The sequence below is a fragment of the Candidatus Niyogibacteria bacterium genome, from assembly GCA_016432485.1.
Lineage (GTDB): Bacteria > Patescibacteriota > Minisyncoccia > HO2-45-28 > HO2-45-28 > HO2-45-28.
Genome location: CP066691.1, coordinates 387785 through 411833 on the forward strand (window position 1 = coordinate 387785; position 24049 = coordinate 411833).

22 protein-coding genes, 1 tRNA gene and 2 rRNA genes are annotated in these 24049 nt (G+C 45.8%); 2 read left to right on the forward strand and 23 right to left on the reverse strand.

Features of this window, described 5'->3' with window-relative positions; all coding sequences use genetic code 11:
• Nucleotides 1–7: 7 nt before the first annotated feature.
• The 4 genes from HYY55_02065 to HYY55_02080 all read right to left on the reverse strand — a co-directional run bounded on the left by HYY55_02065 (nucleotide 8) and on the right by HYY55_02080 (nucleotide 2891).
• Nucleotides 8–826, reverse strand: a complete 819-nt coding sequence (locus HYY55_02065) for an isochorismatase family protein (protein QQG46609.1) — start codon at nucleotides 824–826, stop codon at nucleotides 8–10.
• Nucleotides 827–1047: 221 nt separating this feature from the next.
• Nucleotides 1048–1719: an NUDIX hydrolase gene (locus HYY55_02070; protein QQG46610.1), complete on the reverse strand. Its 672-nt coding sequence runs from the start codon at nucleotides 1717–1719 to the stop codon at nucleotides 1048–1050.
• A gap of 118 nt (nucleotides 1720–1837) precedes the next feature.
• Nucleotides 1838–2605 (reverse strand): hypothetical protein, encoded by a 768-nt coding sequence (locus HYY55_02075; protein QQG46611.1) that lies wholly within the window; start codon nucleotides 2603–2605, stop codon nucleotides 1838–1840.
• A gap of 85 nt (nucleotides 2606–2690) precedes the next feature.
• Nucleotides 2691–2891 carry a hypothetical protein gene (locus HYY55_02080; GenBank protein QQG46612.1) on the reverse strand — a complete coding sequence of 67 codons (201 nt, stop codon included), beginning with the start codon at nucleotides 2889–2891 and terminating at the stop codon, nucleotides 2691–2693.
• 113 nt (nucleotides 2892–3004) lie between these two features.
• Between HYY55_02080 and HYY55_02085 the strand changes: the two genes are divergently transcribed.
• Entirely contained in the window at nucleotides 3005–3166 is a 162-nt protein-coding gene (locus HYY55_02085; GenBank protein ID QQG46613.1) for a hypothetical protein, read from the forward strand.
• A 438-nt stretch (nucleotides 3167–3604) separates the two neighbouring features.
• On the opposite strand, the gene HYY55_02090 is transcribed toward HYY55_02085, so the two are convergent.
• Both HYY55_02090 and HYY55_02095 read right to left on the reverse strand, forming a co-directional pair.
• Entirely contained in the window at nucleotides 3605–3991 is a 387-nt protein-coding gene (locus tag HYY55_02090; GenBank protein ID QQG46614.1) for a hypothetical protein, read from the reverse strand.
• Between the two features lie 154 nt (nucleotides 3992–4145).
• Nucleotides 4146–4556 (reverse strand): hypothetical protein, encoded by a 411-nt coding sequence (locus HYY55_02095; protein QQG46615.1) that lies wholly within the window; start codon nucleotides 4554–4556, stop codon nucleotides 4146–4148.
• Nucleotides 4557–4922: 366 nt separating this feature from the next.
• On the opposite strand from HYY55_02095, the gene HYY55_02100 reads away from it, so the two are divergent.
• On the forward strand, nucleotides 4923–5447 hold the full coding sequence (locus HYY55_02100; protein QQG46616.1) for a hypothetical protein: 525 nt from the start codon (nucleotides 4923–4925) through the stop codon (nucleotides 5445–5447).
• Nucleotides 5448–5709: 262 nt separating this feature from the next.
• Here HYY55_02100 and rrf read toward each other — a convergent pair.
• From rrf to HYY55_02185, 17 genes are all read right to left on the reverse strand, one after another.
• A 5S ribosomal RNA gene (gene rrf, locus HYY55_02105) occupies nucleotides 5710–5815 on the reverse strand.
• 59 nt (nucleotides 5816–5874) lie between these two features.
• Nucleotides 5875–9944: ribosomal RNA gene (locus tag HYY55_02110) — 23S ribosomal RNA — on the reverse strand.
• Nucleotides 9945–10395: 451 nt separating this feature from the next.
• A complete protein-coding gene (locus HYY55_02115) occupies nucleotides 10396–11082 on the reverse strand; it encodes a hypothetical protein (GenBank protein QQG46617.1) in 687 nt (228 codons plus the stop codon).
• 522 nt (nucleotides 11083–11604) lie between these two features.
• Nucleotides 11605–11847: a PxxKW family cysteine-rich protein gene (locus tag HYY55_02120; protein ID QQG46618.1), complete on the reverse strand. Its 243-nt coding sequence runs from the start codon at nucleotides 11845–11847 to the stop codon at nucleotides 11605–11607.
• 52 nt (nucleotides 11848–11899) lie between these two features.
• A complete protein-coding gene (locus tag HYY55_02125) occupies nucleotides 11900–12454 on the reverse strand; it encodes a hypothetical protein (protein ID QQG46619.1) in 555 nt (184 codons plus the stop codon).
• Nucleotides 12455–12888: 434 nt separating this feature from the next.
• Nucleotides 12889–12960, reverse strand: a tRNA-Val gene (locus tag HYY55_02130).
• Nucleotides 12961–12992: 32 nt separating this feature from the next.
• Entirely contained in the window at nucleotides 12993–13604 is a 612-nt protein-coding gene (locus tag HYY55_02135; protein QQG46620.1) for a hypothetical protein, read from the reverse strand.
• Nucleotides 13605–13690: 86 nt separating this feature from the next.
• The gene (rplL, locus tag HYY55_02140) at nucleotides 13691–14116 is read right to left on the reverse strand and encodes a 50S ribosomal protein L7/L12 (protein ID QQG46621.1); all 426 of its coding nucleotides are present in this window, start codon (nucleotides 14114–14116) and stop codon (nucleotides 13691–13693) included.
• 1 nt (nucleotide 14117) lies between these two features.
• Entirely contained in the window at nucleotides 14118–14636 is a 519-nt protein-coding gene (locus HYY55_02145) for a 50S ribosomal protein L10 (protein ID QQG46622.1), read from the reverse strand.
• 162 nt (nucleotides 14637–14798) lie between these two features.
• A complete protein-coding gene (locus HYY55_02150; protein ID QQG46623.1) occupies nucleotides 14799–15101 on the reverse strand; it encodes a YfhL family 4Fe-4S dicluster ferredoxin in 303 nt (100 codons plus the stop codon).
• Between the two features lie 102 nt (nucleotides 15102–15203).
• Nucleotides 15204–16133 carry an aminotransferase class IV gene (locus HYY55_02155; GenBank protein QQG46624.1) on the reverse strand — a complete coding sequence of 310 codons (930 nt, stop codon included), beginning with the start codon at nucleotides 16131–16133 and terminating at the stop codon, nucleotides 15204–15206.
• Between the two features lie 105 nt (nucleotides 16134–16238).
• On the reverse strand, nucleotides 16239–16871 hold the full coding sequence (nth, locus tag HYY55_02160) for an endonuclease III (protein ID QQG46625.1): 633 nt from the start codon (nucleotides 16869–16871) through the stop codon (nucleotides 16239–16241).
• Nucleotides 16872–16932: 61 nt separating this feature from the next.
• Nucleotides 16933–18222, reverse strand: coding sequence for a hypothetical protein (locus HYY55_02165; protein ID QQG46626.1), 1290 nt, complete (start codon nucleotides 18220–18222; stop codon nucleotides 16933–16935).
• Between the two features lie 67 nt (nucleotides 18223–18289).
• On the reverse strand, nucleotides 18290–22066 hold the full coding sequence (locus HYY55_02170) for a lamin tail domain-containing protein (protein QQG46627.1): 3777 nt from the start codon (nucleotides 22064–22066) through the stop codon (nucleotides 18290–18292).
• The gene (locus tag HYY55_02175; GenBank protein ID QQG46628.1) at nucleotides 22045–22551 is read right to left on the reverse strand and encodes a hypothetical protein; all 507 of its coding nucleotides are present in this window, start codon (nucleotides 22549–22551) and stop codon (nucleotides 22045–22047) included. The genes HYY55_02170 and HYY55_02175 overlap by 22 nt, the downstream gene beginning before the upstream one ends.
• 2 nt (nucleotides 22552–22553) lie before the next feature.
• Nucleotides 22554–23264, reverse strand: coding sequence for a transposase (locus HYY55_02180; protein ID QQG46629.1), 711 nt, complete (start codon nucleotides 23262–23264; stop codon nucleotides 22554–22556).
• Between the two features lie 112 nt (nucleotides 23265–23376).
• The gene (locus HYY55_02185) at nucleotides 23377–24036 is read right to left on the reverse strand and encodes a tetratricopeptide repeat protein (protein ID QQG46630.1); all 660 of its coding nucleotides are present in this window, start codon (nucleotides 24034–24036) and stop codon (nucleotides 23377–23379) included.
• Between the last annotated feature and the right edge of the window lie 13 nt (nucleotides 24037–24049).

Sequence of the window (24049 nt, forward strand, 5' to 3'; positions counted from 1 at the left end):
CGGCCGATCAGGCCAAAAATTTCTTGGAAGTAGTCAAAACCATTCCGCGTTTTTCCATTTCCTTCAGCCATACCTCTGTAATCGCCGGAAAATCGGGCCCATTGCCGACTTTTGGCACAGGGCTTGAACAATCGGTCAGAATATGGAACTTTCTGGCGTATTCTTCACCGAGATTTTCGGCAATCTGAGTCACGGTGGACTTCACGCAGTGAGAAAATGCCTCGCCGGCGATAGCCACGACGTCAACTTCAGCAAGAATGTCCAGAAGCGCAGTGTTAAGTCCGGTTGCGGGATCGGAAGGATCCGGCACTTCGGCCATCAAGGCGCCGTAATGCTCGGTAAACGGATTGGTGCCTTTCACCACATAGTCCACATTTGCGTGGAATCTGCGCGACCAATCGGCCAGAGCAACCGCAAGCTCTTTCTGAACATTGTGTCCGGGAGTTCCGATCTCGCAGTGCTCGGGCCAAACCATCAAAGAATATTTACCTTGATTTTTTTCAAGGGTCTCGGCGTAATCAATCATGCGTTTTCGCAAAGAAGGACTGAAGGGCGTCCAAATACCATTTCTGATATCGTCCGACTTAATAATGGTATAGTGCGCGGGATGTTCACCCCTGGAATTCACCCAGAATCCGGGATGGCCCACATCAATGACACCGTGAGAATCCAGAGTAACGTGAATATCTTCAAGCTTATGGCCGATACGGCGGATCATTTCAGCAAGGCGATTCATATCTGCGTTTGCGCCCGGAACCGGCAAGGAAGAATCGGGGTCATCCATAAAATCTTTCTGCGGATCAATGATTAAGAGATGCACGCGCATGTCTTTACTCCTTTTTTACCCCGCGTCTTTTGCGGGGCTTATTTAGGCGCAAAATTGCGCCATTTTCGAAGAACTTACGCATAAGGCAACGTGCCCTACGCGTCAGCTTCCCCAAGAAGCTGATGCTGTTAATCGTTCAGGGCCGATTAGCGGCATCAAATTCCTGGATTCTCTGCAATGTTATTGTATTTTATACACTAATACATGGCAAAAAAAATTATTTAAAGGATCTCAATCACATGGTAGCGGTTTTTAATAAACTTGTAAAGCGCGGCCGGACGGTGTGCTCCCCTTCTTTTGGCAGATACGGGCTTTACCAAACCGATAGACAACGCCTTTTTGCGGAAATTTCGCTTATCAAGTTTTTTGGCCAGAATAATTTCGTAGACTTTCTGGAGATCGCTTAGTGTGAATTCTCGCGGCAAAAGTCCATAGATTATATTGGTGTAACCTATTTTTGATCTTAGGCGCTCCAAAGCAAAACCGATTATTTTTTTATGGTCGTAAGCGAGTTTAGGAAGGGTTTTAACGCCAAACCATTTTATATCGCCGTACTCTTTGCTTGTTTTGGGCTCGATTCCGATTCTTGGTATCAGCGCGAAATACGCGGTTGAAACTACCCGGCCAAAAGGGTCGCGATTAACCTCTCCAAAAGTGTAAAGCTGTTCTAAATAAACGTTTTTCAGTCCCGCTTTTACGGAAAGCTGGCGTTTGGCCGCCTGATCAAGCGACTCGTCGGCTTTTATTAATCCTCCGGGAGCCGCCCAAAAACCCACATAAGGCCTTTTTTTCATCTCAATTAAAAGAACTTTCAGCTCTTCCGAATCAATGCTGAAAATAATGACATCAACGGCCACTGCTGCGAATTTGTATTTTTGGCTGGATTTATTCATAACCTTGCTCCTTTACTTAGTGTAGTATAAACACATTCTAATCCCGAATCAAAAACCCGTCAAGGGGGTTTAATGTGTTGATAACATTATAAATTATTTATGCTTTTATGTCAAATATCTACGGCCTTTCGGCCGGGTTATAGCGCCTTACGAGTATTTCAATATTTTTGGGCTCCTCGGTGATTGCCGTTTTGGGCCAGGAGAAAAAAACGGCTCTTTCGGCACTACCCCCTATTTCATCAACATTGGTAAGACTCGCGCCGATTGCTTTTCCTACATCATCATATAAAATCGCGGAAATCTGAATATTCTTTATCGCGAAAATATCGTTATTGCGTAAAACCGCGCTTAGTCGGGGCTGCGGCAAAAGCGAGAAATCACGGGAAACCGTAATAATGTTTGTCGGAGAATATTCGGCAAAGCGCCACTTGACCGGGTCAATTTCAACCAAAGCCCTCACCGGAATACGCTCTCCCGTTGCGAATGTGGGGTCTAATATTAAAAATTTTTCGTTCGGATTTATAAAAGTGGAGCCCTCTTTAAGGCCAATGACGATATTTTGTCCATCATAAATTTTCATGCGGTAAGTAAATTTGTCGGAGGCGGCCGAATTGTGGGTATTTTCAATGAGTGTGGCGACTTCGTAAAAACCGCCCGCTAATTTAAAAAGGCGGGTCCATAAAACTACGGGCTGGGTGAGATTTTCAAGACACGGCTTGCAGGGGCCGCCGCAATCCGCTTTTTCTTCTCCTTGATTTTTTTTATTGTCAAAACAAGTCGCTTCGGGTGTTACTTGAAAAGCAATATAAATGATTATTGCCAAAGGAATAATAATCAAAACGCCAAGATAAAAAAGCTGTTTTTTAAACCGCCAAGCTAATGCCATATATATTGAATATAAATGAAAAAGGCGGCCTCGGCAAAATTTGCCAAGACCGCCTATGATTCCCGAGCCTCATTTGCGCGGAGGCCTACGTTCGCACCTTCTGAAAAAACTCCGCCGCGCGACAGACGCGATACCCCGGAAAAATCTCGATTTCAATCATCTGGCGGCCTGGCAGAAGATTTTGGACTCCAAGAACCAGAAACTTTTGTCCGCGGACGATCCCCTCCTCGATGTTGTCGCTGACAACAATGACAAGATCATGCTTTTGAAATTCCGATTTTGTCATTTTTTACATCCTCCTGCTCACGGGTTTAAAGAACTTGCTTTCTCCGAAACCCTGCGCTTCGGAGCTCCACCCAACGCGCCATTACTTCTGACAAGAGCTAAGCTCTTGCCAAAATGATGCGCTCGGTGGAAAGGGAATCCGGATTGGACGGATTCCCGAACTCGCTCTCGGTTTTTTTGTTTTTTTACGTCAGAACATCACGCTCTCCTTTCTTTGTCCGGCTCATGAAGAGCCGCTGGATGGTTCGCGATGGTCCGCGTCAGAACTTTTTTTAGCGCCGTAAGAAAAACGATACGTAAAAGTATACGCAGGCGGCAAAGGAGCTGAACGAGATCCCCGCCAAAACGGCAAAGAGCATTTTGTGCTCAGTGGGAACAAGGTAAATTGCCGACAACACTCCTGCCAAAGACAGAATGGCCAGAAAAACTATCGAGACGGCTAAGGCACAACCCCAAAATCCCATCTTTATATTCCTGATGCCCCCGGGGGATATATCCCTGTAAGATGACATGATTTTCATTTTTGTCATACCTCCTTTTTTTGTGGATTTTACATCTGCTCCAAGAACAGCGAAGCTCCAAGGGCGCTTTAGAAAGGTACTTAATACTACTATCTAATAGTAGCACCTTATAAATAAAAAGTCAAGTTAATCGGGAAGGATTCTTCCTCTGTTTCTAAAATCGGATAATCCGGCCCAGCCGGATTATGCCGCATTATGCCGCGGCCTTGCGCCATCTTTTTTCCATTTCATTCGCCGCAGCCTGTTCGGCAACAGAACGCAGGAAAAAAGATTTAGCCCTTAAACGCATTACGATCGCCTCATCTGATTCTTTTTTTGCTGCTTCCCATATATCAAGACTTCTGCTTTCTATTTCTTCCACATCTTCAGCGTCCACGTCATCTGACAACTCATTTACAATTTGCAACATTACCGTAGCAGATATCGGAACCTCTATGCCCAAAACAAGATTATGAGCCGCCTCGGCTTTTTCCGTAAAAGACAAATCTTCTTTAGACATAATTTCTTTAAATACCGACAATAATTCTTCGTCTTTATTCTCCTCTGCTTCTTCTATATGAGTTAGGGATATTTTTTCCATATTAAAATTAAATTAACGCCGTCAAATTATATAATTCCATAGTAATGCCTCTCGGATAAAACACAACCGCGCCGCGTAAAAATAGCGTAAAATAAGAAAATGAAAAAGCCGCCGCGTTGCCGCGACGGCTCCTCTCCTTTTTGGAGAGTCGTTTCTACTGCGCGCCCTCCACCATCCTGATGACCTCGTAGATGGCATTATTGAGAGCCGCCACTTCATCGTTGATGGCGCCCGCGGCCGCGCTTACGGAAACCCGGCCCCTATGCTTCAGGATGATCCATCCCGAAGCATAGTAGTTAAAGAGCTTATTCTCCATCGGACCCCTTGAAAGAAGAGTTGTCCTTCTTTCAAAAGAGATGTCTCCGGAGGTGACGCCCAGTTTCGCAAGCTTCTTGTAAAAATCGCGGAGGGCCCACGCATCCACATACTCCCCGTACGCCGTGATAGACAATCTCTCAAATATGACAGCTGTCACGGGGAGATTTTTGTCCAAGGCCACGGTCTCTCCGAAGGTCTTGGTCGCGACCGAGGCCAAAAAGGAGAACACCAATCCGATGAGAAACATCACCAAAAACGCCTTCTTCATCTTTCTTCCTCCTGAGTCAAGATTCTGCTTGGGTTCTTGGCCTTCAAAAACCCCTCATTTTCCAACTCTAATTATACTCCTATTTTAGTATTTTGTCAATAGCAGCCAAGCGCAAATTTTACCCTTAAAACTGCCCGTAGAACCGCCCAAGACACTCTGTATCGGCGGCTGCCTATCCCGCACTAAAATTGAATCCTGTGAGCTGGCGATTAGCTGCTTTCCCCCCAAAGGGGTATCACCCCGACACCAGACGTTTCGCGTCGGTGCGGGGCACAGTCGGCACTACGATGTTTCGCCACACCACACTTCTTACGATCGTAAGAAGTGTGGTAGAATGGTTTTATAATGAAAATCCCTGTGACCGACAAATTTTTATGGAAAATATATGACCTTATAGAAACGACCGAAGATGTTGTCGATTTTGTCGGACCAAGAACTATGTCCGAAGCCGTTTACCCTGATACAAGACGACTAAGACTCGAGTACCAAAAAGAAAAAGCCAGAAGAAGCTTTGCGGAATTTATTCGCTATCTTGGAGAAAAAGGATATATAAACATAAAAGCTCTTGAGGCGACAAGGGGATTTATTTTAACCCCAAAAGGAATCACAAAAGCTATTCGCGCAAAAAGAAAATTTCAAAAAAGGCGCAGAAGAAAAGATGGGCTTTGGATTATGGTTGTTTTTGATATTTCGGAAAAAAACAGGTTGGCAAGAGACGGTTTTCGCGTCAACCTGGCAGATTTAGGCTACACACAATTTCAAAAAAGCGTTTGGGTATGTCCTTATGACACATACAAAGAAACAGAAGAAGCAATAAGATTTTATAAAATTACTTCTTGCGTAAAAATGTTTTTGATAAAAGAAATCTAATCTTTCACCACGTTTTCTACGATCGTGAAAAGTGTGGTGAGTTACTAAAAATCTAATCATATTTTTTGTTAGTTTTATAGTAAAAATTAGTTTTATAGTAAAAAGCTGTCCACTGAGGACAGCCTGAAAACAACTAAATCCACGGAAAATATAACTACGGCAGCAGTTTAAGCCTTTCTTCAGTCTATGGTAAGACTGGTCTTTAAATCGCGCGTGTAAATCCCGCCATACGACGGGACAGGCTGGCAGCTTAAGTTCTTCAAGTTGGCGACTGCCTACTCTCCCCTTGCGAGTACCATCGGCACTACGACGTTTTACGACCTTGTTCGGAATGGAAAAGGGTAGTTCCATCGCGTCAAGTCACCAACTTGGAAAACTCAAACTTTAGCCACTTTTTAGGTCAAATAAATCTATAAGTATCAAAACATCGGGACAGAACTTGGCCATTTAGTACTCCTCGGCTGAACGCGTTGCCGCGCTTACACCTAGAGCCTATATACGTGCTAATCTCGCACGGGCCTCAACGATTCCTAATCTTGGAGTCGGCTTCGCGCTTAGATGCTTTCAGCGCTTATCCGTTCCGAACATAGCTACCCAGCGGTGCTCCTGGCGGAACAGCTGGTAGACCAGAGGTTCGTTCGTTCCGGTCCTCTCGTACTAGGAACGACTCTCCTCAAGAATCAACGCCTGCAGTAGATAGGAGACCAACCTGTCTCACGCAATACTCAACTATTACTAATTGTTTGGACTATACCATCACCCCGCAACTGCGGGGGACCGACGTGTTATCCGCCAATTTGGCGAATCTGGCTCAACCGAGCCAAGTCTCTACGGGGTCAGTACACGCTTAATTCTTTTTTTTGAGTAATTTAACTCTCTATATCTATCAACAAGTTTCAGTAGTCGTGAAAAATCGCTATCATTTTTCACGTCTTTTTTAACTCGCAAAATGTCCAGCATTAATTCCAACTGCTCTTTTTTAAGTCTTACATATGGCCTAACGCTGGCAAGAAAATCTTTTATATCATCAACCTTGTTTATGGTATATTCGATTATTCCATCTTTGCGATTCCTTACTATACCGTAATTTATCAGAGAATATACTCGTTCAAAATTTTTACGATCTTTTGCTGACTGAAAAAATACAACGTATGGCGCGATTTGGAATCCGTAACGATAAGTTGGATTCGGTTTCGCGCGCACGTAAACACTTCCATCGCCATCTAAAAATCCGGCGATGTAAGCTTTTTCGGTCGTTGAAAGATGTTTAAGCATATACGACTTCCCTCGGTATTATCCTAGCATACGACAGGTTGTTATTCAATGTGTATAACTAGGACTTCACCGATATGAGTCGGTTTTTCGATCCCGCTCGCGCGGGAAAGCCGCCGTGTGTTCTCAATGTTTTAAGGTTCTCTTTGACGGTTTGAACCCAGCTCGCGTATCTTTTTAATCGGCGAACAGCCGAACCCTTGGCAGCTTCTTCACCGCCAGGATAAGATGAGCCGACATCGAGGTGCCGAACACCGCCGTCGCTGTGGACGCTCGGGCGGTACTAGCCTGTTATCCCCGGAGTAGCTTTTATCCGTTGAGCTTTCGCGGCATCTAATGCCAACGATCGGATCACTACGCTCTGCTTTCGCACCTGCTCGGCATGTCCGCCTCGCAGTCAAGCCGGCTTATGGCGTTGCCCTATCGCTCCGATTTCCATCCGGAGCTAGCCGACCTTAATAGACCCCTCCATTACTCTTTAGGAGGGAAGTGCCCCACTTAAACTGCCCGCCAGATACTGTTCCCCGCGGTTTTTGCCCTCAAGGTTAGAATATAAGCGACTGAAGATGGGTATTTCACTGGCGGCTCCGTGTCATCCGAAAACAACACTTCAAAGCCTCCCCACTATGCTACGCATCAGAAGCTTAAACCCAATATCAAGCTACAGTAAAGCTTCCGGGGTCTTTTCGTCTAACTGCAGGTAGCCGGCATCTTTACCGGCATTGTATTTTCACCGGGCTCCTCTCCGAGACAGTCCCCCAGTCGTTGCGCCTTTCGTGCACGTCTGAACTTACCAGACAAGGAATTACGCTACTTTAACACGATTATAGTTATCGCGGACATTGACGAGGGCTTCGGTCGGTCAGCCAGACTAGTTAACTAGTAAACTAGCAAACTAGCAAGACCGCCAACGTTAACCTTCTCGCATTGGTCAGGCGTCACCCCCTATACATCCTCTTACGAGTTCGCAGGGAGCTGTGTTTTTGGTAAACAGTCGCCAGGGGTACTTTTGTTGCAGCCCCGCTCTTGCCCCGCAATTGCGGGGTGAACGGGGCAACTCTTATTGCTAACTTACGAGTGCTTTTTTGCCGAGTTCCTTGGAGAGGAATCACCCGTTCGCCTTGCTCTACTCGAGCCACCCACCTGTGTCGGTTTACGGTACGGTCCCCGCGCTTATGATTTTAGAAGTTTTTCTAGGAAGGCTCTTAAAGAAAATCCCTCCCGCCGTAGCGGAAAGTTCTTCTGCGGTATGAACTTTGCCTTGCGGCCGCTCTCCGGATTTTCCTGGAGAACAGCTCTTGCCACAGAAACGCAAATCCAATAATGCGCTCTCTTTTATTTCCTCCGTCACTCCGTCAAAAAGCGAGGGGGCGCCGGAATATTAACCGGCTGTCCATCAGCTGCGGCTTTCGCCATTGCCTTAGGACCGGCTAACCCTTGGTTGATCACCATTGCCAAGGAAACCTTGGGTTTTCGGCGGGCCCGGATCTCACGGGCCTTGTGGTTACTTGTGCCAACATTCTCACTTCTCTACACTCCAGTCCGGCTCACGCCATAACCTTCACAGCATAGAGAATGCTCTCCTACCTCGCCAACGCAAAGCATTGGCGACCCAATCTTCGGTACTTTGCTTAGCCCCGATTATCTTCGGCGCGAAATCTCTTAACGAGTGAGCTGTTACGCACTCTTTAAAGGATGGCTGCTTCTAAGCCAACCTCCTCGCTATCTGAGAAACCTCACCACCTTACTTGCACTTAGCAAAGATTTAGGGACCTTAGATGTGGGTTAGGGCTGTTTCCCTTTTGACCAGTGGAGCTTAGCCCCCACGGTCTAACTGCCTCAATACGCTTCTGGTATTCGGAGTTTGGTAGGTGAGACGAGGTTTCCCCCTGTTCGCACCTTCCAGTAGCTCTACCCCCAGAAGTAATTTAAGACGCTAGCCCAAAAGCTATTTCGGAGAGAACCAGCTATTACCGAGTTCGATTAGCTTTTCACTCCTTGCCACAACTCATCCGATGACGTTGAACGATCAACCAGTTCGGGCCTCCCTCCATCTTTCGACGGAGTTCACCCTGGTCATGGCAAGCTCACCCGGCTTCGGGTCTAATTCGTACTACCTGCAAACTAGCTTATAGCTGTTAGCTGTCAGCTGATAGAAGTTGCCCCCTAAAAACTGTAAGCTAAAAGCTAAAAGCTGAAATGCAACGCGCTATTAACACTTGGTTTCCCTTTGATTGCGTCCCGTAGGACTTAGTCAAGCGATACGAATTAACTCGTTGGCTCATTCTTCAATAGGCACACCGTCACCCTCACACCTACTTTGGCATCGTTGCATCGTGTTTTCGTTATTCTTGTCACATATCCACTACAGCCAACGAAACATTCATTCCGCTGACTTACGTTTGTGATGCAACAAAAACACAATGCCAAAGTAGGTGTGGGGGCTCCGATTCCTTGTAAGCATATGGTTTCAGGTACTATTTCACCGCCCTCAACGGGCTGCTTTTCACCTTTCCCTCACGGTACTAGTTCACTATCGGTCTTGAAACGTATTTAGCCTTGGGAGTTAGTTCTCCCGGATTCCCCCGACCCATTCATGCGTCGAGGTACTCAAGTAATCCTTCGACTTCGCTCAGGATATAACACCCTGAGTTTAATCGAAGGGTAACGATTCAGAGAGCATAAGACCGTTTTTGAATACGGGGCTATTACCCACTATGGCCCGGCTTTCCAGCCGATTTTCCTAACGAAGTCTTAATTTTATTAACTCTCCTTGGGATTGCTCCCAAACGAACCGTACTTACAACCCCTAACTAGTTGACTAGTAAACTAGTTCACTAGTTAAGTTTGGGCTGTTCCCTTTTCGCTCGCCGCTACTAGGGGAATTTGCACATCTCGCTTGCGCTCGATGTAATGACTAATTCCTAATTTCTAATTCCTAAAATAATTAGAAATTAGACATTAGATAATTAGAAATTGCATATCGAACGTAAGTGAGATATGTGTTGTTTTCTTTTCCTCCAGGTACTGAAATGTTTTACTTCCCTGGGTGCACTCTCCGATTAAAATCGGAGTAATTTGGTTTTGCCAAATTGGGTTTCCCCATTCGGACATCCCCGGTTCAAAGGTTGCTCGCCACCTCCCCGAGGCTTATCGCAGGCACGCCACGTCCTTCATCGTCGTTTCAAACCAAGGCATCCACCATACGCCCTTATGTTCTGTCCCGGTGTTTTGATATTTATCCCGCCATTCTTTGTACCACTTACAAAGAAAACGGGATTTTTAGACTTATTTTCCCTCACACCTACTTTGGCATCGTTATGTCATGTTTTCGTTATTCTTGTCACGTATCCGCGACAGCCAACGAAACATTCATTCCGCCGACTGATACTTGTGATGCAACAAAAACACAATGCCAAAGTAGGTGTGAGGGTGACCCTTTCATAAATTGTCAAAGTTCTTGCGCACAAACGTAAAACCGCCTCTTGAAGGCGGGTTCTGCAAATACGGCAAAATTTGACGCTACATTCCCCCTCCGCCTTCTTTTTGTGGATATATTAACTGGTTTAACATTTGTATTTCCATTATATACCCCGCAAAAAGCGTGTCAAGTGGTTCACGAACAAAAGAAAATCCCCGCGACCGCGGGGATTTTCTTTCCACTAAACAATATACTCTAGTTGTTGGAAATATCCGAGCGAAGACGCTCTATAAACCTTGCGGCGGCTTCCTTTCCTCCGAGACCGAAAGCCAAACCAACAGCCAAGGCCAAAGCGGCGATAAATCCGGTAAAGAATGTCTGAACAAAAACTCCGGCGATGCCCAATTGATAGAGCGCCGCTAGAATGGCAAAAATCCAGATAGCCCACTTTGCAACTCCGCCCAAAAATCCAGCGGAAGGCAGATGAGCCGCTTTTGCCGAACCGGCGACAAATTTTCTGACCACATCCGCGATAACGGCCGCCACAACCAAAATAATCGCGGCAACTATCACATTCGGCAAATAGACCAAAACAATTTGAGCCAAGAATACATTAACTTCTCTCAAACCCAGAACATCAACGGCGGCAACCAAGAATACCAGTATGAAAAACCACTTCACGAGCACGCCAACGAATTTTCCGGAATCAAGCCTGAACCCAGCTCTGGAAAGCGGGTCTTCAACTCCCAGGCCCTGAAGAGCGCGATCAATTTTCAACGCTCGGAAAATCTGGATAACGACGCCTTCAAGAGCGGCGGCTATCACCCAGCCTATGATGAAAATGACAAGCGCTATAACTAATTGCGGCACAAAAGCCACAACTCCCACCCATAATTGCTGGAATGACGACAAAAGAACATCACCCCAAGTCTGTAACAACATAAAGTTTAATTATTTATATTTAAGGTTAAACCTTAATTTAGCTTATAAAACAGCTTTAAAACCGAAGAATTTCGACCTTTTTCGGTTTTAAAGCGAAAATTCTACTTTGAAACCCTTATTTTTTCGGGTACGCGTATATTATACCATATTTTAAGGCGATTTTCTCCTGTCTTAATAAAGTGTGGATAACTTGTGAACCTCAATTTACACAAGTCTGACTTGTGTCAAATAAAAAACCCGTCGTTCCGCTGGCTAGCGAAACGACGGGGCAATTTTCACTTCCCTTTGTGCTTCTTTTTTTTTATTCCAGCAACTGTCACTCCCCGTTTTGGAGAGGAGGTTGCTTGCTTCGCCTTCCTCTTCAGCGCGCGCCTGTGCCGCGCGCGCTCGCTGCCTTTGCCCCTCTTGATTGGTGGGCAACTGCCAGCGGCATGACGATCTCCTCCTCCGCCGACGAAATGCCCACAGAGGGCACACCTCTTTTTCATGCGGCTTTTCTCCTTTCCGTGACGAACCACGCGCCTACTTCTTTCCAGCAGCGCGCTTTGAGGCCTTAATGGGGTTCACCTTCCGCCCCACTTGCTTTGCAGCAGCCCGCTCTCTTGCCTGTGCCAACAAACCGCTATGCATCGGACAAGAACCCAAAGCCCACAGCGCGCCGGGGTCGGAGTAGCGTTTGCAGAAACCGCCCTCCTGCTCCCCGCAACCTTCGCACTCGGCGACCACCGGCTTCGGTGTCGCCGCGAACACCTGGTTCAGACTCATTGCCCTTCCTCCTTTTAGTTTGATTGTGATTTTTGGACCGCCCGGATAACCTCTATTTCTTTTTTCCCGGCCGGTCGCGCCGACGGTCTTCGGCTTGCTGCTTCCGGATTTTGCGCTTTGCAGCCGGGGACATCTTATCGAAGTCCGACGGCAATGTAAAAGCGCCGTGAGCCCGCATTGCCCCTGCAACTGCCGGATTCACTGGCCGTTGACGCGAAATTATCCGTCCGTCGATAACTCGCAAATCTCTGTCGGTTAACCTGTCGTCAACCTTAGAAAGGACCCTGCCTCCCAACTTTTCGTTGAGACGAAGAATCCCTTTGGTCTTGTTGCCCGATCGGGTACCATTCGCCGCATTCAGCTCCTGAGTGAGCCTCATACGCAGAATGGATGGAAAAGAATCCCATTCTCGAGCAACGAGCTCAACCGCGGCGTGATGCGACATCGAATTGACGATAATCGCGACCACATTTTTTAACTCTTTCCCCGCGTTCCAACCTTCAAAAACTACACCGCACGAATCACTCCCTGAAAAATCCTCCTCCTTTTTTCGCCACAACGAGAGGGGGATGTTTTTGTCAATCAGCCAAAGTGTCAAAAGCTTCATATTTCCTCCCTTCGGTTGGTTTGATGTTGCGGCAGAATCCTTATCCAAAGAAGATCCCGTTGATATGTCAATATTGCAAAATACTCCTACATTATATAGTATAACTATAGAAAAGTCAACCCCCACACCTATCGAGCTTTAAGGCTTTGGGAATTGTCCTTCAAACTTTTTATTATATAAACATAACTCATGAAATTAATTAAAAGCTCGATAGGTCGTGGGGGTCAAGTGCGCGATGCTGGGATCGAACCAGTCGCGACTCGCTCACCTCAAAGGATTCGCTCGCGCTCCCTAGAAACCCTCGGTTTCTAGCGCCCCGCAGTTGCGGGGCTGTTTTCCTACACGCAAGGACGCTTACGCTTCCTCCCGACCCCACCTCAAAGGTTCGATTCCTGCCTCAAAAGAAATAACGGCAAAAGCCGTTATTTCAAAATTGGGCGGTGCAGGAATCGAACCTGCGCTCTCTGCAATGTGAATGCAGCGTTTTACCATTAAACCAACCGCCCAAAAACTAGCCGACACTAAGTGTCGGCTAGTTTTAAACATTCAACTTATCAAGGAGTTTCTCGTGCGGATGGTCAAAAATCTCGCGCAAAAAATGGTCGTACATGCCCATCCGATATTTAAACTCGTCCGCTGAAAAAAGGGCGTATTTGAGTTCTTTGCCGATAACCGATTCAATCGAACTCAAAATACTCTCAAGCTTGGCGCGGCTTATTGAATCCCCTATCACCAAAACATCCAGGCGCGACGAATCATTGTCCAGAAATATCCCCGAGAGCACCACCAATTTTAGTTTTGAGCCGAGCGCCTTAAATTTTTTAAGCAAGACATCTTTGCCTATCGGAGCGGAATTGAGAATCAAGCCGCGAAGCTGATGCAGGAGCGCGAAATCCTGGTCCAAAATCCAGCCCCTTACTTTTTTATGCTTGGGTTTTTTATTTTTGAATTCAATTTCTATTTCTTTCGTTGACGGCTTGATGAAACCGATTTTTCTCAAAAGGCCGATTTCATAATTTGCTTTTCGTATATTAAGTTTAGTTCTCCGGCTTATGTCGCGCGACTCAAGTACCTCTTCGGCGTTCATTAAAAACAAACGCATTATTTTAACTAACGCCTGCGAGGAGAACAGTTCGGCTAAAATATCCATAATTTTACGCGATGCAAATCTACTAATGCATACTAATTATACCAATAGATTCGTATAATTAGAATCAATTCGTATATTGGTATCGATTATTTAAGTTCAACCTTTGCGCCGGCCTCCTCAAATTTCTTTTTGAGCTCTTCGGCTTCTTCTTTCTTTATATTTTCCTTAACCACTTTCGGGGCCGCGTCAACCAAGTCCTTGGCCTCTTTCAGGCCCAAACCAAGCGCTTCGCGCACGACTTTAATCACCTGAATTTTCTGCGCGCCCGCATCTTTTAATTCTACCGTAAATGAGGTTTTTTCAGCGGCTGCGGCTTCGGCTCCCGCGACTGCTCCGGAAGCTGCGGCCGGCGCCATAACGGCGGCTGACACTCCGAATTTATCTTCCAGGACTTTAACCAATTCGGCTAAATCCATAACGCTCATTGTTTCAATACTCGCAACCAAGTTCTTGAATTTTTCCGGCACTTCAACATTTTTATTTTCTTCTCCTAAATTTGGTGCTAATGACATATTATTTTTTATTTGCTAATTGATTAATAATTCCGACCAAATTTCTAATTGGACCGCCAGCACCTCCAACCAAGCCGCGAAGCGGATAACCGATAAGATATACGGTTTGCGCTATAAGCGCTTCCCGTGACGGAAGAGTTGCCAACCGTTCAATAAAATCGGCCAAAACATATTTCCCGCCAAAAATTCCGCCTAAAATCTTTAATCCTTTATGGCTTTTGGAAAAATTCCTGACTATTTTGGCAACCTCGGGCGACTCCTCATAAATAAAGGCAACCGCCGCTTCGCCATCCAAAGCCGGCAGTTCTCCGGCATAGCCAAAAGCTCCCAAAACCCGTTTCAGCAGGGTTTTTTTAGCGACTTTCAAGTCCGCTCCGGCGCCCAGAAATTCTTTTCGCAAACGCGTCATATCGCTTGCCGCCAAATCATGAAAATTAAGAAAAACGGCCATTTTTGATTTCTCGGCTTTTTGATGCAAATCCTTTATTATTTCTTCTTTTTTTGCTCTGGTGATGGCCATCTGACACAAATAAATACGGCTAATAATAAAGCCGCAAAATCGCCTCAATAGGTCTTATGGTATGCCTGCCTATTTTCTACGGCTTATATAATAAGTATAACGCAAAAGAAAACGGCGTCAAGTATTCAAAAGGCCCTCTGCATGAGAGGGCTGAAATTGGGCTTATTGCTTCCGGAATCGGGAAAGTGCCGGAGGAATGGGGTCAGGAGGAATATCTGTGCCGTGCGGAAAGGCTCTCGCGCGGGCCAAAAGAACTTCCTCGGTTTCCTCGTTATTCGGATCGGCCACGCAACAATCAACCGGACAAACCACCGCGCACTGCTCTTCGTCGTGAAAACCCACGCATTCGGTGCAAAGATTCGGGTCAATCACATAAACATCTTCGCCCTCGCTGATGGCCTCATTGGGACATTCCGGCTCGCAGACTCCGCAGTTGATGCATTCGTTGGTAATCATTGTAGCCATTCTTCGTCTCCTAAAAAAAGAGGGTCCTCTTATAAGCATAACAAAATATAACAATATGTATAGACAAAAAAATCCCGTCGCTTTGAGCAACGGGAAAAAATATTAGCTACGTCTTGCGTAATAATCCTCGCGATATTTATTAAACATCTGCTGCAGTTTCAGGGTCAAGGGTCCCACCGGAATTTCAAGGTCGTCTATTTTTTCAATGGGGATAATCCCGGTCGTGGAAGTCATGAGTGCGCCGTCCAACTTATCCATATACTGCTTAAGATAATAAACGGATATTGGCTCTCTTTTGGCCCAAAAGGCCGTTGGAGAGTTTTTTTCCACAATTTCCAGAACCACTTTCAGAGTAATGCCGTCCAAGACCTGGGGCCGGCCCGAATCGCCAGAAAGCGGCGGCGCAATCACCACTCCATTCTTAAACACAAAACAAACATTAGAACCGGTTGTCTCAAGTATTTCCCCGTCCGGACCTAAATACAAAATATCATGATAAGGAACTTTTCCTTCCGAATCCGGCTGTGATACTAAAAATCGTTCTCTCGCGCCGAAAAAATAATCCGGCCTTTTTACTTCAGCCAACTGCCTTTCAAATTTTCGCGTCGCCAGACGCGCGAAACCTTCTTTTCTTTTCAGGCGGAAAACACGGGCATATAGCAGTGGTGAGCCAACCGGATTCCAGCCGTCTAAAGTTTTACCGGCTGTGCAGTGCAGATGTATAATTGATTCTTCAAAGCCGTTTTTTTCAAGCAGTTCGCCGAGCCGCGCTTCCAGATCTACGCTTGCGATAACTTCAATTTTTGAAAGGTCTATAATTGCTTCTTTTGCGGAGCATTGAAGGCGTTGAAAATGGTCTAGCCAGTGAAAAATATTTCGTCCTCTGGCCTCCACAACCTCCAAAACCGCCCAGCCGCGAAGAGAACCAAGATCATTAAAAGGCACGCCCACATATGATCTACGCAAACCTTCGGTATCATGAATAACTCTTCCGATGAGTACGAATCTCCCTGCTGCCGGCCCTTTTTCCATTTTTCCTCCTTAAATGAAGGTGGAAAATCGCTCTAGAGAAAAGTTAATATAGATTTGTGCCGGCGTCAATCCGGCTTGCCCCGTTCTAGCGGGGCTTGCCCCGTTCTAGCGGGGCGCTCCAGGGCAAATGTCTTTCAAAATCGCTCCCGCTTTTTGGCGATTCGCTTTATTTTTCATTGCTCTATTGTATTCAATAATCATATAGGTCAAATTAAACCAATCTTTTTTCGGGAATAATTTCATCAAATCCTGCTCAATTTTTACGGGGTCATAATGGCTTGATAGTCCGCAGTAATTGGCGAATTGGCGCACATGCGTATCAACCGCAATGCCTTCAACAATTCCGTAGGCGTTGCCCAAAACAATGTTTGCGGTCTTTCGCCCAACGCCCGGAAGTTTGACCATCTCGGCCATGCTCTTTGGAAGTTTTCCGCCGTATTTTTCATCAATAATTTTTGTAGCGCCCATTATGCTCTTGGCTTTGGCTCTATAAAATCCGGTTGATTTTATTTCTTGTTCAAACCGCGCGCGATTGGCGCAGGCGAAATCGCGAGCGGTTTTATATTTTTTGAAAAGTTTTTCCGTTACCTCGTTAACTTTTTTATCCGTGCATTGCGCCGAAAGTATTACCGCGACCAAAAGCTGGATATGGTTGCCATAATTAAGCCGGATTTTGGCGCCGGGGTAAAATTTTTTAAGCCGACGCAAAATTTCCGCGGCCTTTTTCTTTTTATTCATATGTATATTTATATTTTAAACAAAAAAGCGACCGGAAAAAATAGGTCGCTATTTTCAAAAATTAAGATAGGATGGCTCGTTCAATGTGACGCGGCGGACGAGCTCTCCACACTTCCCTTTTTGCAATCTCAAGCGCGATGGAGCGCGGATCGCGGACGGTCCGCTTCGCTTCTTCAAGAACAAAACGGGTATTATGCCCGACAACCCGCTTGGCATAATCCAAACCCTCTTCAGGAGTGCCGCCGGCATATTCCACATAGGACGCGCCCGAGGCGCCGGCATTGACAACAAAACCGGGTACGATAATTTTTCCTCTTTCCCAAAGCGCCCGCTCAGCCGATTCCGTAACTCCAAGATTCGCCCCCTGTAAAATTACCCGAGCGCGAATTTTTCCTACATTATCCTCATGAATCTGGCGCGGTTCGCTTGAGGCCAGCGCTAGTATGTCAACATCGGCAAAAAGTTCTTCGCCGGGATTCAAACGACCGGTCGCAAACGAATATCCGCGAAGATCGCTGTTACGCGAAATGAGATCAAGAGTTCCGACTGGTTCAAAACCTCCGGCAATGAAATGGCACTGAATTACTCCTCCGAATCTTGGGTCGGCAATAATAGTTACTGTCGGCCGCTCGCCGACGCGAAACTCCTTAAGCCCCTTCATAAATCCCTGACCGACTGCGCCAAAACCTTGAATAGCCATAGTCGTTTTTGAAGAATGAAATTCAACGCCCGCGTATTCACACATCGCGATCAGCGCTTCAATAGAAGCAACGCCGGTAATTCCCATTTCATCATAAGGAATTCCGCCGAGATCCCGCGGCTTGCCGGTAGATACGCGCCTATCACCTAATTCATCTACCACCTCTCGCGCCGCCCATTCGCCAAGACCCACATCGAGTCCAAAAATGTATTTACCCGGTGTATCGCCTATTTTAATAAGGTCGGCCTCAAAAAGCGCTCGTGCCCATCCGCGAAGCACTGCTTTGGCAATTAGTGTCACCTGCCGAGGATGGCCGGACTCAAAATCAATTCCGCCTTTTATGCCTCCCCATGGGTCATATTCCGGTTTCTCGCCGATCGGCACGCAAAGAACCTGTTTCCAGGTCATGACCCGTCCTTTACCAAGAGTAATTGCGAGGTCGCATCCACGATACATAGCCGTTCCGCCCTTGCCGGTGCCGGTAGGACTGCGCCAAGTGTTATCAACGACAAGCCAGCCGATTTTTTCTTGTTTGGCTGATTTACGAGGATCGAAAACTTCGTGCACGGCTTCCGGTCCAAATTCGTCAGCGGGAAAATCAAGAACCGGTCTTAATTTTCGCACTTTGTAATGCGGGATTTGAAGCACCACTGCCTCCTTTCTTTCATATAAAAAACAACCTCGCTTATCCTAATTGAGCGGCGTAAAAAAGTAAAGATTATAGCGGATTGGGGTCGGTTGAGGGCGAACCGCAGTTGCATCCTGACATATCAATTGAGTAGCCGCTTGAAGCCGCGATATCTTTTTCATTTCCGGAAAAAGTCATGTTTTCCAGTGTCCCGTCGGCGCCGACGACTCTTAATCCCGCGGCGACACCCGTGACTTTCTGGGTGTGGTTACGTATCGTTGTATTTTTAACGGAAAACAAATTGGCGGTCGGCGCGAAACGAATTCCGTTTTGGAAATTATTTTCCGTAACGGCCGTATCAATTTTAGCCGCGTCGGCCGCGATCCAAAGACCGGCCTTATTATCCGTGTTAATACCGGTCGTCTTTCCGCCGGCGTAGCGTAAAGTAAAACCCTTCATATCCAAAATACCGCCGTCTTCAATCACGATTCCATACCAATCGCCCGCCAGCGGAATATTTACAGCATTGTCGGTATTGCCGCCCGCGCTGTCGTCATAAAGCGAAGTAAAAATAAGATCGGACGCGCTTGAATTGTTGGAGAATATTTTCCCGCCGTTTTTGATTGTTAACTTTCCGGCAGCATTATTAAAATCGGCATGACCCTTCACGACAATCTGCGGCTCAAAAGCCAGGGTTGTGCTGGCAAGCACATTAACTTCATTTTTAATCAGATACGCAAGTGAATTGGATTTAAGAGTCGTCGTTCCGACCGCGCTTGAAGTTATGTCGCCCGTAAGAACTACGGCGTTAAACGCGTTTCCGGAGCCGCTATTTGCGCTGAATGAGGCGACTGCGCCCGAACTTTCAACGGCCGAAACAGAATTATTGTTAAAAGTATTTGAAGAAATGATTGCTTGCGGCGCGGATGAAATGTAAATCCCATAACGATTATTTTCAAAAGTATTTCCGTTGATGGTCGGCGAGCCGCCCGCAACTCTTAAGCCCGCCGCTCCCGGACTAAGACCGGAATCGGAATTTGTGCTGTTTCTAAAAATAGAATTATTTGAAACGGAGCTTACCGAATTCTGCTGCAGCCAAAGCCCGTGGCCGTTTGAATATTCAACGGTAACGGCGTCAAAAGTCGCGTTCGTATTATCAACTGCGACCATCGCTTTATAAGTGGAATTTGAAAACCATCTGCCGCCATAGCGAATAATGGCGTTGGCAAATGAGGAATTCTGGCTGGTTGATTGAATTAAAATCTGCTGCCAGCTGCCCGCTACGGGACAGACAGCGGTTGAGGAAGCGTTTGACGGATCGCATATTCCATCACCGTTCATGTCTCCGCCGTAATCATCGTCTTCAAAGGCGGTAAAAACAATGGGACTGGCCGCCGTGCCATCGGCGATAATTTTTCCTGAAATTATAAGCGAGGGTTCGCTCAGCGTAACGAATTTTATCACTACTCCCGGCTCAATTGTTAGAGTTGAGCCCGCCGCGACAGTTATGTCATCACGGCCGATAAGATACGGGGAATTTTGTTTGGTAAGAGTTTTGTCGGAAGAAATTGTTGTCTGAACGCTTACCAAAAAACTGACGCTGTTTTTTGATTTTGGCGTGCCTTTTATTTGCTGACCCGAAGCATCAACGCCGTTTAAAATAAATTCGCCGATAGCGGTAGCCCAATTTACAGCACTTGTACCCGCGGTTTTGGAATCAACGCGCTCCATTGTTTTTTTGGCAGTATTATCGCCCGCGCACCAGTTGGAACAATTCGCGACCTCGTCAACAGTTGAGGTCGCGCCGCTTATAACGCGCTCAAGAAACAGGCGCTCGCCGCCGTTATTCAGCGCCCAACTTGCGCCGTCATTGCCGTATGGCGTCTGATCTGCGGCGACATCGCTTACGGTCAAATCGTCTTTCCGCTCCAAAAGATAATATCCGCCCGCGGAAACCGTGCCGGTTAAAGTTATTGACGGAGTGTTATCCTCGGCTCTTAAAATCCACAAGCCGGCAAAATCAATGTTTTGCGCCGAATTGTTCTTCAATTCAAGCCATTCGTCTTCGGTTGATGACGCCGTGCCCATCCAGGCGATTTCGTTTATGACTACCGGAAGGGAGGCGGTTTCTATGGTTTTTGATATTTCTATTTGATTGCCTGCCGCGTCGGCGGCCTTAACCGTGAAAGTGTATGCCGTGAAATCGTTTAAAAGTTCCGATGTTTCAACGCTTGAAGTCGCGCCGAATGTTTTTGGAAAACCGACGCAAGACGCGCCGTTTGTTTCGCAGTTTAATTCATAACTTGCGAGGTCTTCGGCCGTTGACGACCATTGCAGGGTTGCCGCAGTTGAAGTTGAAAGGCACCCTGACGAAAACGAGCTTGCGCATTCTATTATTGAAAAATTTAAGTCGGGTGAGGTTGTATCGGCTGGCTCTTCCGGCTCCGGTTCCGGTGAAGCCAAGTTGGACGAACCTCCTCCGCCAATGGCGCCCCCTCCCGAAGGAAGCGCGACCAAACCGTATTGGTCACGGATGCCATTATTTTCCGCCGCTTTTTTCTTGCCGCCATTCTCTTCGCCCCCTTCAACCTCTTCGGTTTCAACATCAACCACTTCAATCCCCCCCACCTCAACCCCCTCTTCATTTTCAGCCACTTCTACACCCTCGTTTCTTTCTGCCTCCTCTCTCTTTTCGTCCCTTTCAACCTCTTCGACCCCTTCACCTAAAATCTGCGTAGCAACAACCGCTTTCTGTCCGCTTGGAAGTCGAACTTCCAAATCGTTTTCTAAATCTGCCGACGTTACGCTTGAACCGTAAAATGTGGCGGCAAAACTAAAAATTTTATTTTTTGTATTATCAAAAATTTTCTGCGCCCAAGTTTTATTTTTGTTGTATAAAACTTTTGTTTCTTTTTCTTTCTCAATTTCGTCAAAAAATAGTTTTATGACGCCCGCCCCGTGCAAAACAGCTTGTTTGGAAAGACGAGACCAGTAATCTCCAAGTAGTTCGCTTGTATTATCAACAAAAACTAAATAATTATCTGGGTTTGTTGGATCTTGAAAAACTTTTGCCAGACGAAACTCATCGACTTTTTCATCTAGCCCATACATAAAAAGAATGGTTTCCCCACCAATAATTTCTACCCCAATTCTAATAGGTTTGGGCAAATCGTAATTTTCTATAGAATCTCTACTAAAAAAATTATTATTTGAATATTTGGCTAAATTATTAAAATATTCATCCAGATTTGTAAAAATAATCGGTCTTTGACCTTTTAACTTTGAAACTATGTCTATATTTTGTATATCAAATTGTTTTGTCCAATGTTCATACGGACTTCCCAAATCCAAAACAGGCGGATGCGGGTCATTACGAGTGTGGTCGGGAACGCTCGCATCCTGTATCAAATGCAAAATATGGCCTAGTGTTTTTAATCCTCTCTCTTTATCACCCCAAGCGTATTCATAAATCGCGCGCTCCCAAGAATAATCAGAGTCAGCAGAATACAGCTCTTTTACTTCACCAAGGCCGACTGAAGCAAAACCCGCCTGGTCAAAAGTGGCTTTGGCCCAGTCCTTTGAGCTTAACTGCCCCCAAAGCCCCCTTTCATAAACCGGGTCGTAAAAATGACGCAGCCAGCGAGGCGCAGCGTCTTCATCAATACTGCCCCGCTTTACTAATTCTTTTTCCGCATCAGTAAATGACAATTCCGTAAAGTTCAGATTAAAAAAATTAATGGTTTCCTGGGTTAAAGCCGGGTGCGTTGTTTGGTCGCTATAAGCCAAAACAAAAAACGGCCACAACAAAAGAATTGTGACCGCGGTTGAAAAAATCGTGGCTCTTTTTACATATCTATAATTTTCCATACACTATTCTCATTTTTACTAAAACTTATCGTTTGTGTATAAACACCTGATGGCACACTGAACTCTTTTCCTCCAACATTTACACTACCTCCCCCGCTTTCTATTTCATAATTAAAAATTGCTGAGTTGCTATCCAAACTTTTGATTTTAGATTCTCCAATTAGTTTCACAAAATCCGTAAGACCATTTTTCTCTTTAGTAACTTGAAGCTTCTGTAACCACTCCCCCTGTTTCTCCACCACAAAATATTTGCTCGCCAATTCTATATCGCCGGCTTTCAGGGCATCAATAAATAATTGAAGGGTCTCTTCTGGGGTTTGTCCGCCATAAGTATCGTTGGCATATTGTTTTTCAAGATCCGCGTAGTAACGCAGGGCTTTCTGTTCGGGACTAAAATAATAGTTCAAAAAATAAAGCACTGCCAATACCAAAACAACAATCAAAACAAACCCCCCAATAAACTTCAAAGACGTCTTATTTATCATATTTAATTCCCCTCCAAGTCCAAGTCCGAACTCGGTTCGGATTCCGAACCGAGTTCGGACTTGGGCCGGTTTATCCATTCACTTATAAATTTCCAATAATCCTCAACGCTGTTATCAAAATACTCCATCACCATACTTTTATCAATAAGTGACGCAAATTTTGTTCCTTGTTCAAGGTAATCAGGCAGACTAGACCACTTGTACTCCTTTAAAAACTTTTCCGCCCCCACTTTATCCTCAACATATCCCCTCTCTTTCCACATCGGGTCAAATAATTCTAAAGGATTCAGATGAATATATCGGCTTACATGCGTAAAATGTTTGTCTCCGCCTATATGCACCGCCTTAAATTTGCCGCTAAAGAGCGGCCCCGAGCGTTTATATTTAGTATTAAAGTACAAAGCGTGGCTTACCTGAAGACGGTGCAGAAAAGCGCTTATGCCTCCTTCTTTCAGTTCTTTCACCAAGAGATGAAAATGATTTGGCATAAAACACCAGCTTAATATCTCAACCATTGGTTCCTTGTCGGAATCCGTCAGAGTCGGAACCGAGTTCTGCATTTGACGCGCTGGCTTGCCGGAGGCATCGTTCAAATAGAATAAAATAGTTGCAAATCTACGTCTATCAAAGTCATCTTCAAATATAGTGCGCTTTTCCACGCCTCTGGTAAAAATGTGGTATATTTCCCCCTCTACAAAATCAATATCACGCATTGCCCTAAACTCTAACACACTGTCAGAACTCGGTTCTGACAAAACTGTGGATAAGTTGTGAATATGTCCATCCGAACCGAGTTCGGACTGAACTCGGTTCGGATCGAATAAACTATTGGAGCGAATCTAGAAACAATTGGATGTCGCCGGTGGGGTCGGCGCCGGCGGAAATGCCTTGTTCTAAAACTTCCCTAGCCCTACTTATATCCCCCATTACTTCCCTATAAAATCCGGCCATTTGATAATAAACAAAGCCGTTCTTGGGCTCGGCTTGAATAGCTTTTGAGAAACTTTCCTCCGCCTTCTGATTATTATGAATGTAATAAGCGTAGAGATCGGCCGAATTTAAAAAAGATGTGGCTATGTTGGGACGAATAATGCCCGCAAAACTCCACGCTTCAATCGCTCCTTCATAGTCGCCCGCGGACTTTCTCAAAATACCCAATTGAAGCCAACCCTGCAGATAGTTATAATTACCCTTCAGCATTAAAGAAACCTCCTGTATGTCTAAAATCAGTTGTTGGCGTCTTTCCTTCGAAATACCAACCACAACCTTAATAGGCCTCTCTAAATCAGGGATATTCTTGTCAATTACGGCAGATTCCGAACCGAGTTCGGCAGCTGCAGAACTCGGTTCGGACTCGGGTTCTGGTTCGAATAGCGGCGGAGGCAAGGGTAACGGAACTTTCTGGTCGCGCCAGATGAAATATCCGGCCACTGCGACAATAACAAGTAAAAATAAAGGCAAAAGCGGTTTAAATTTTAAGTTCATAAGGAATATTTTA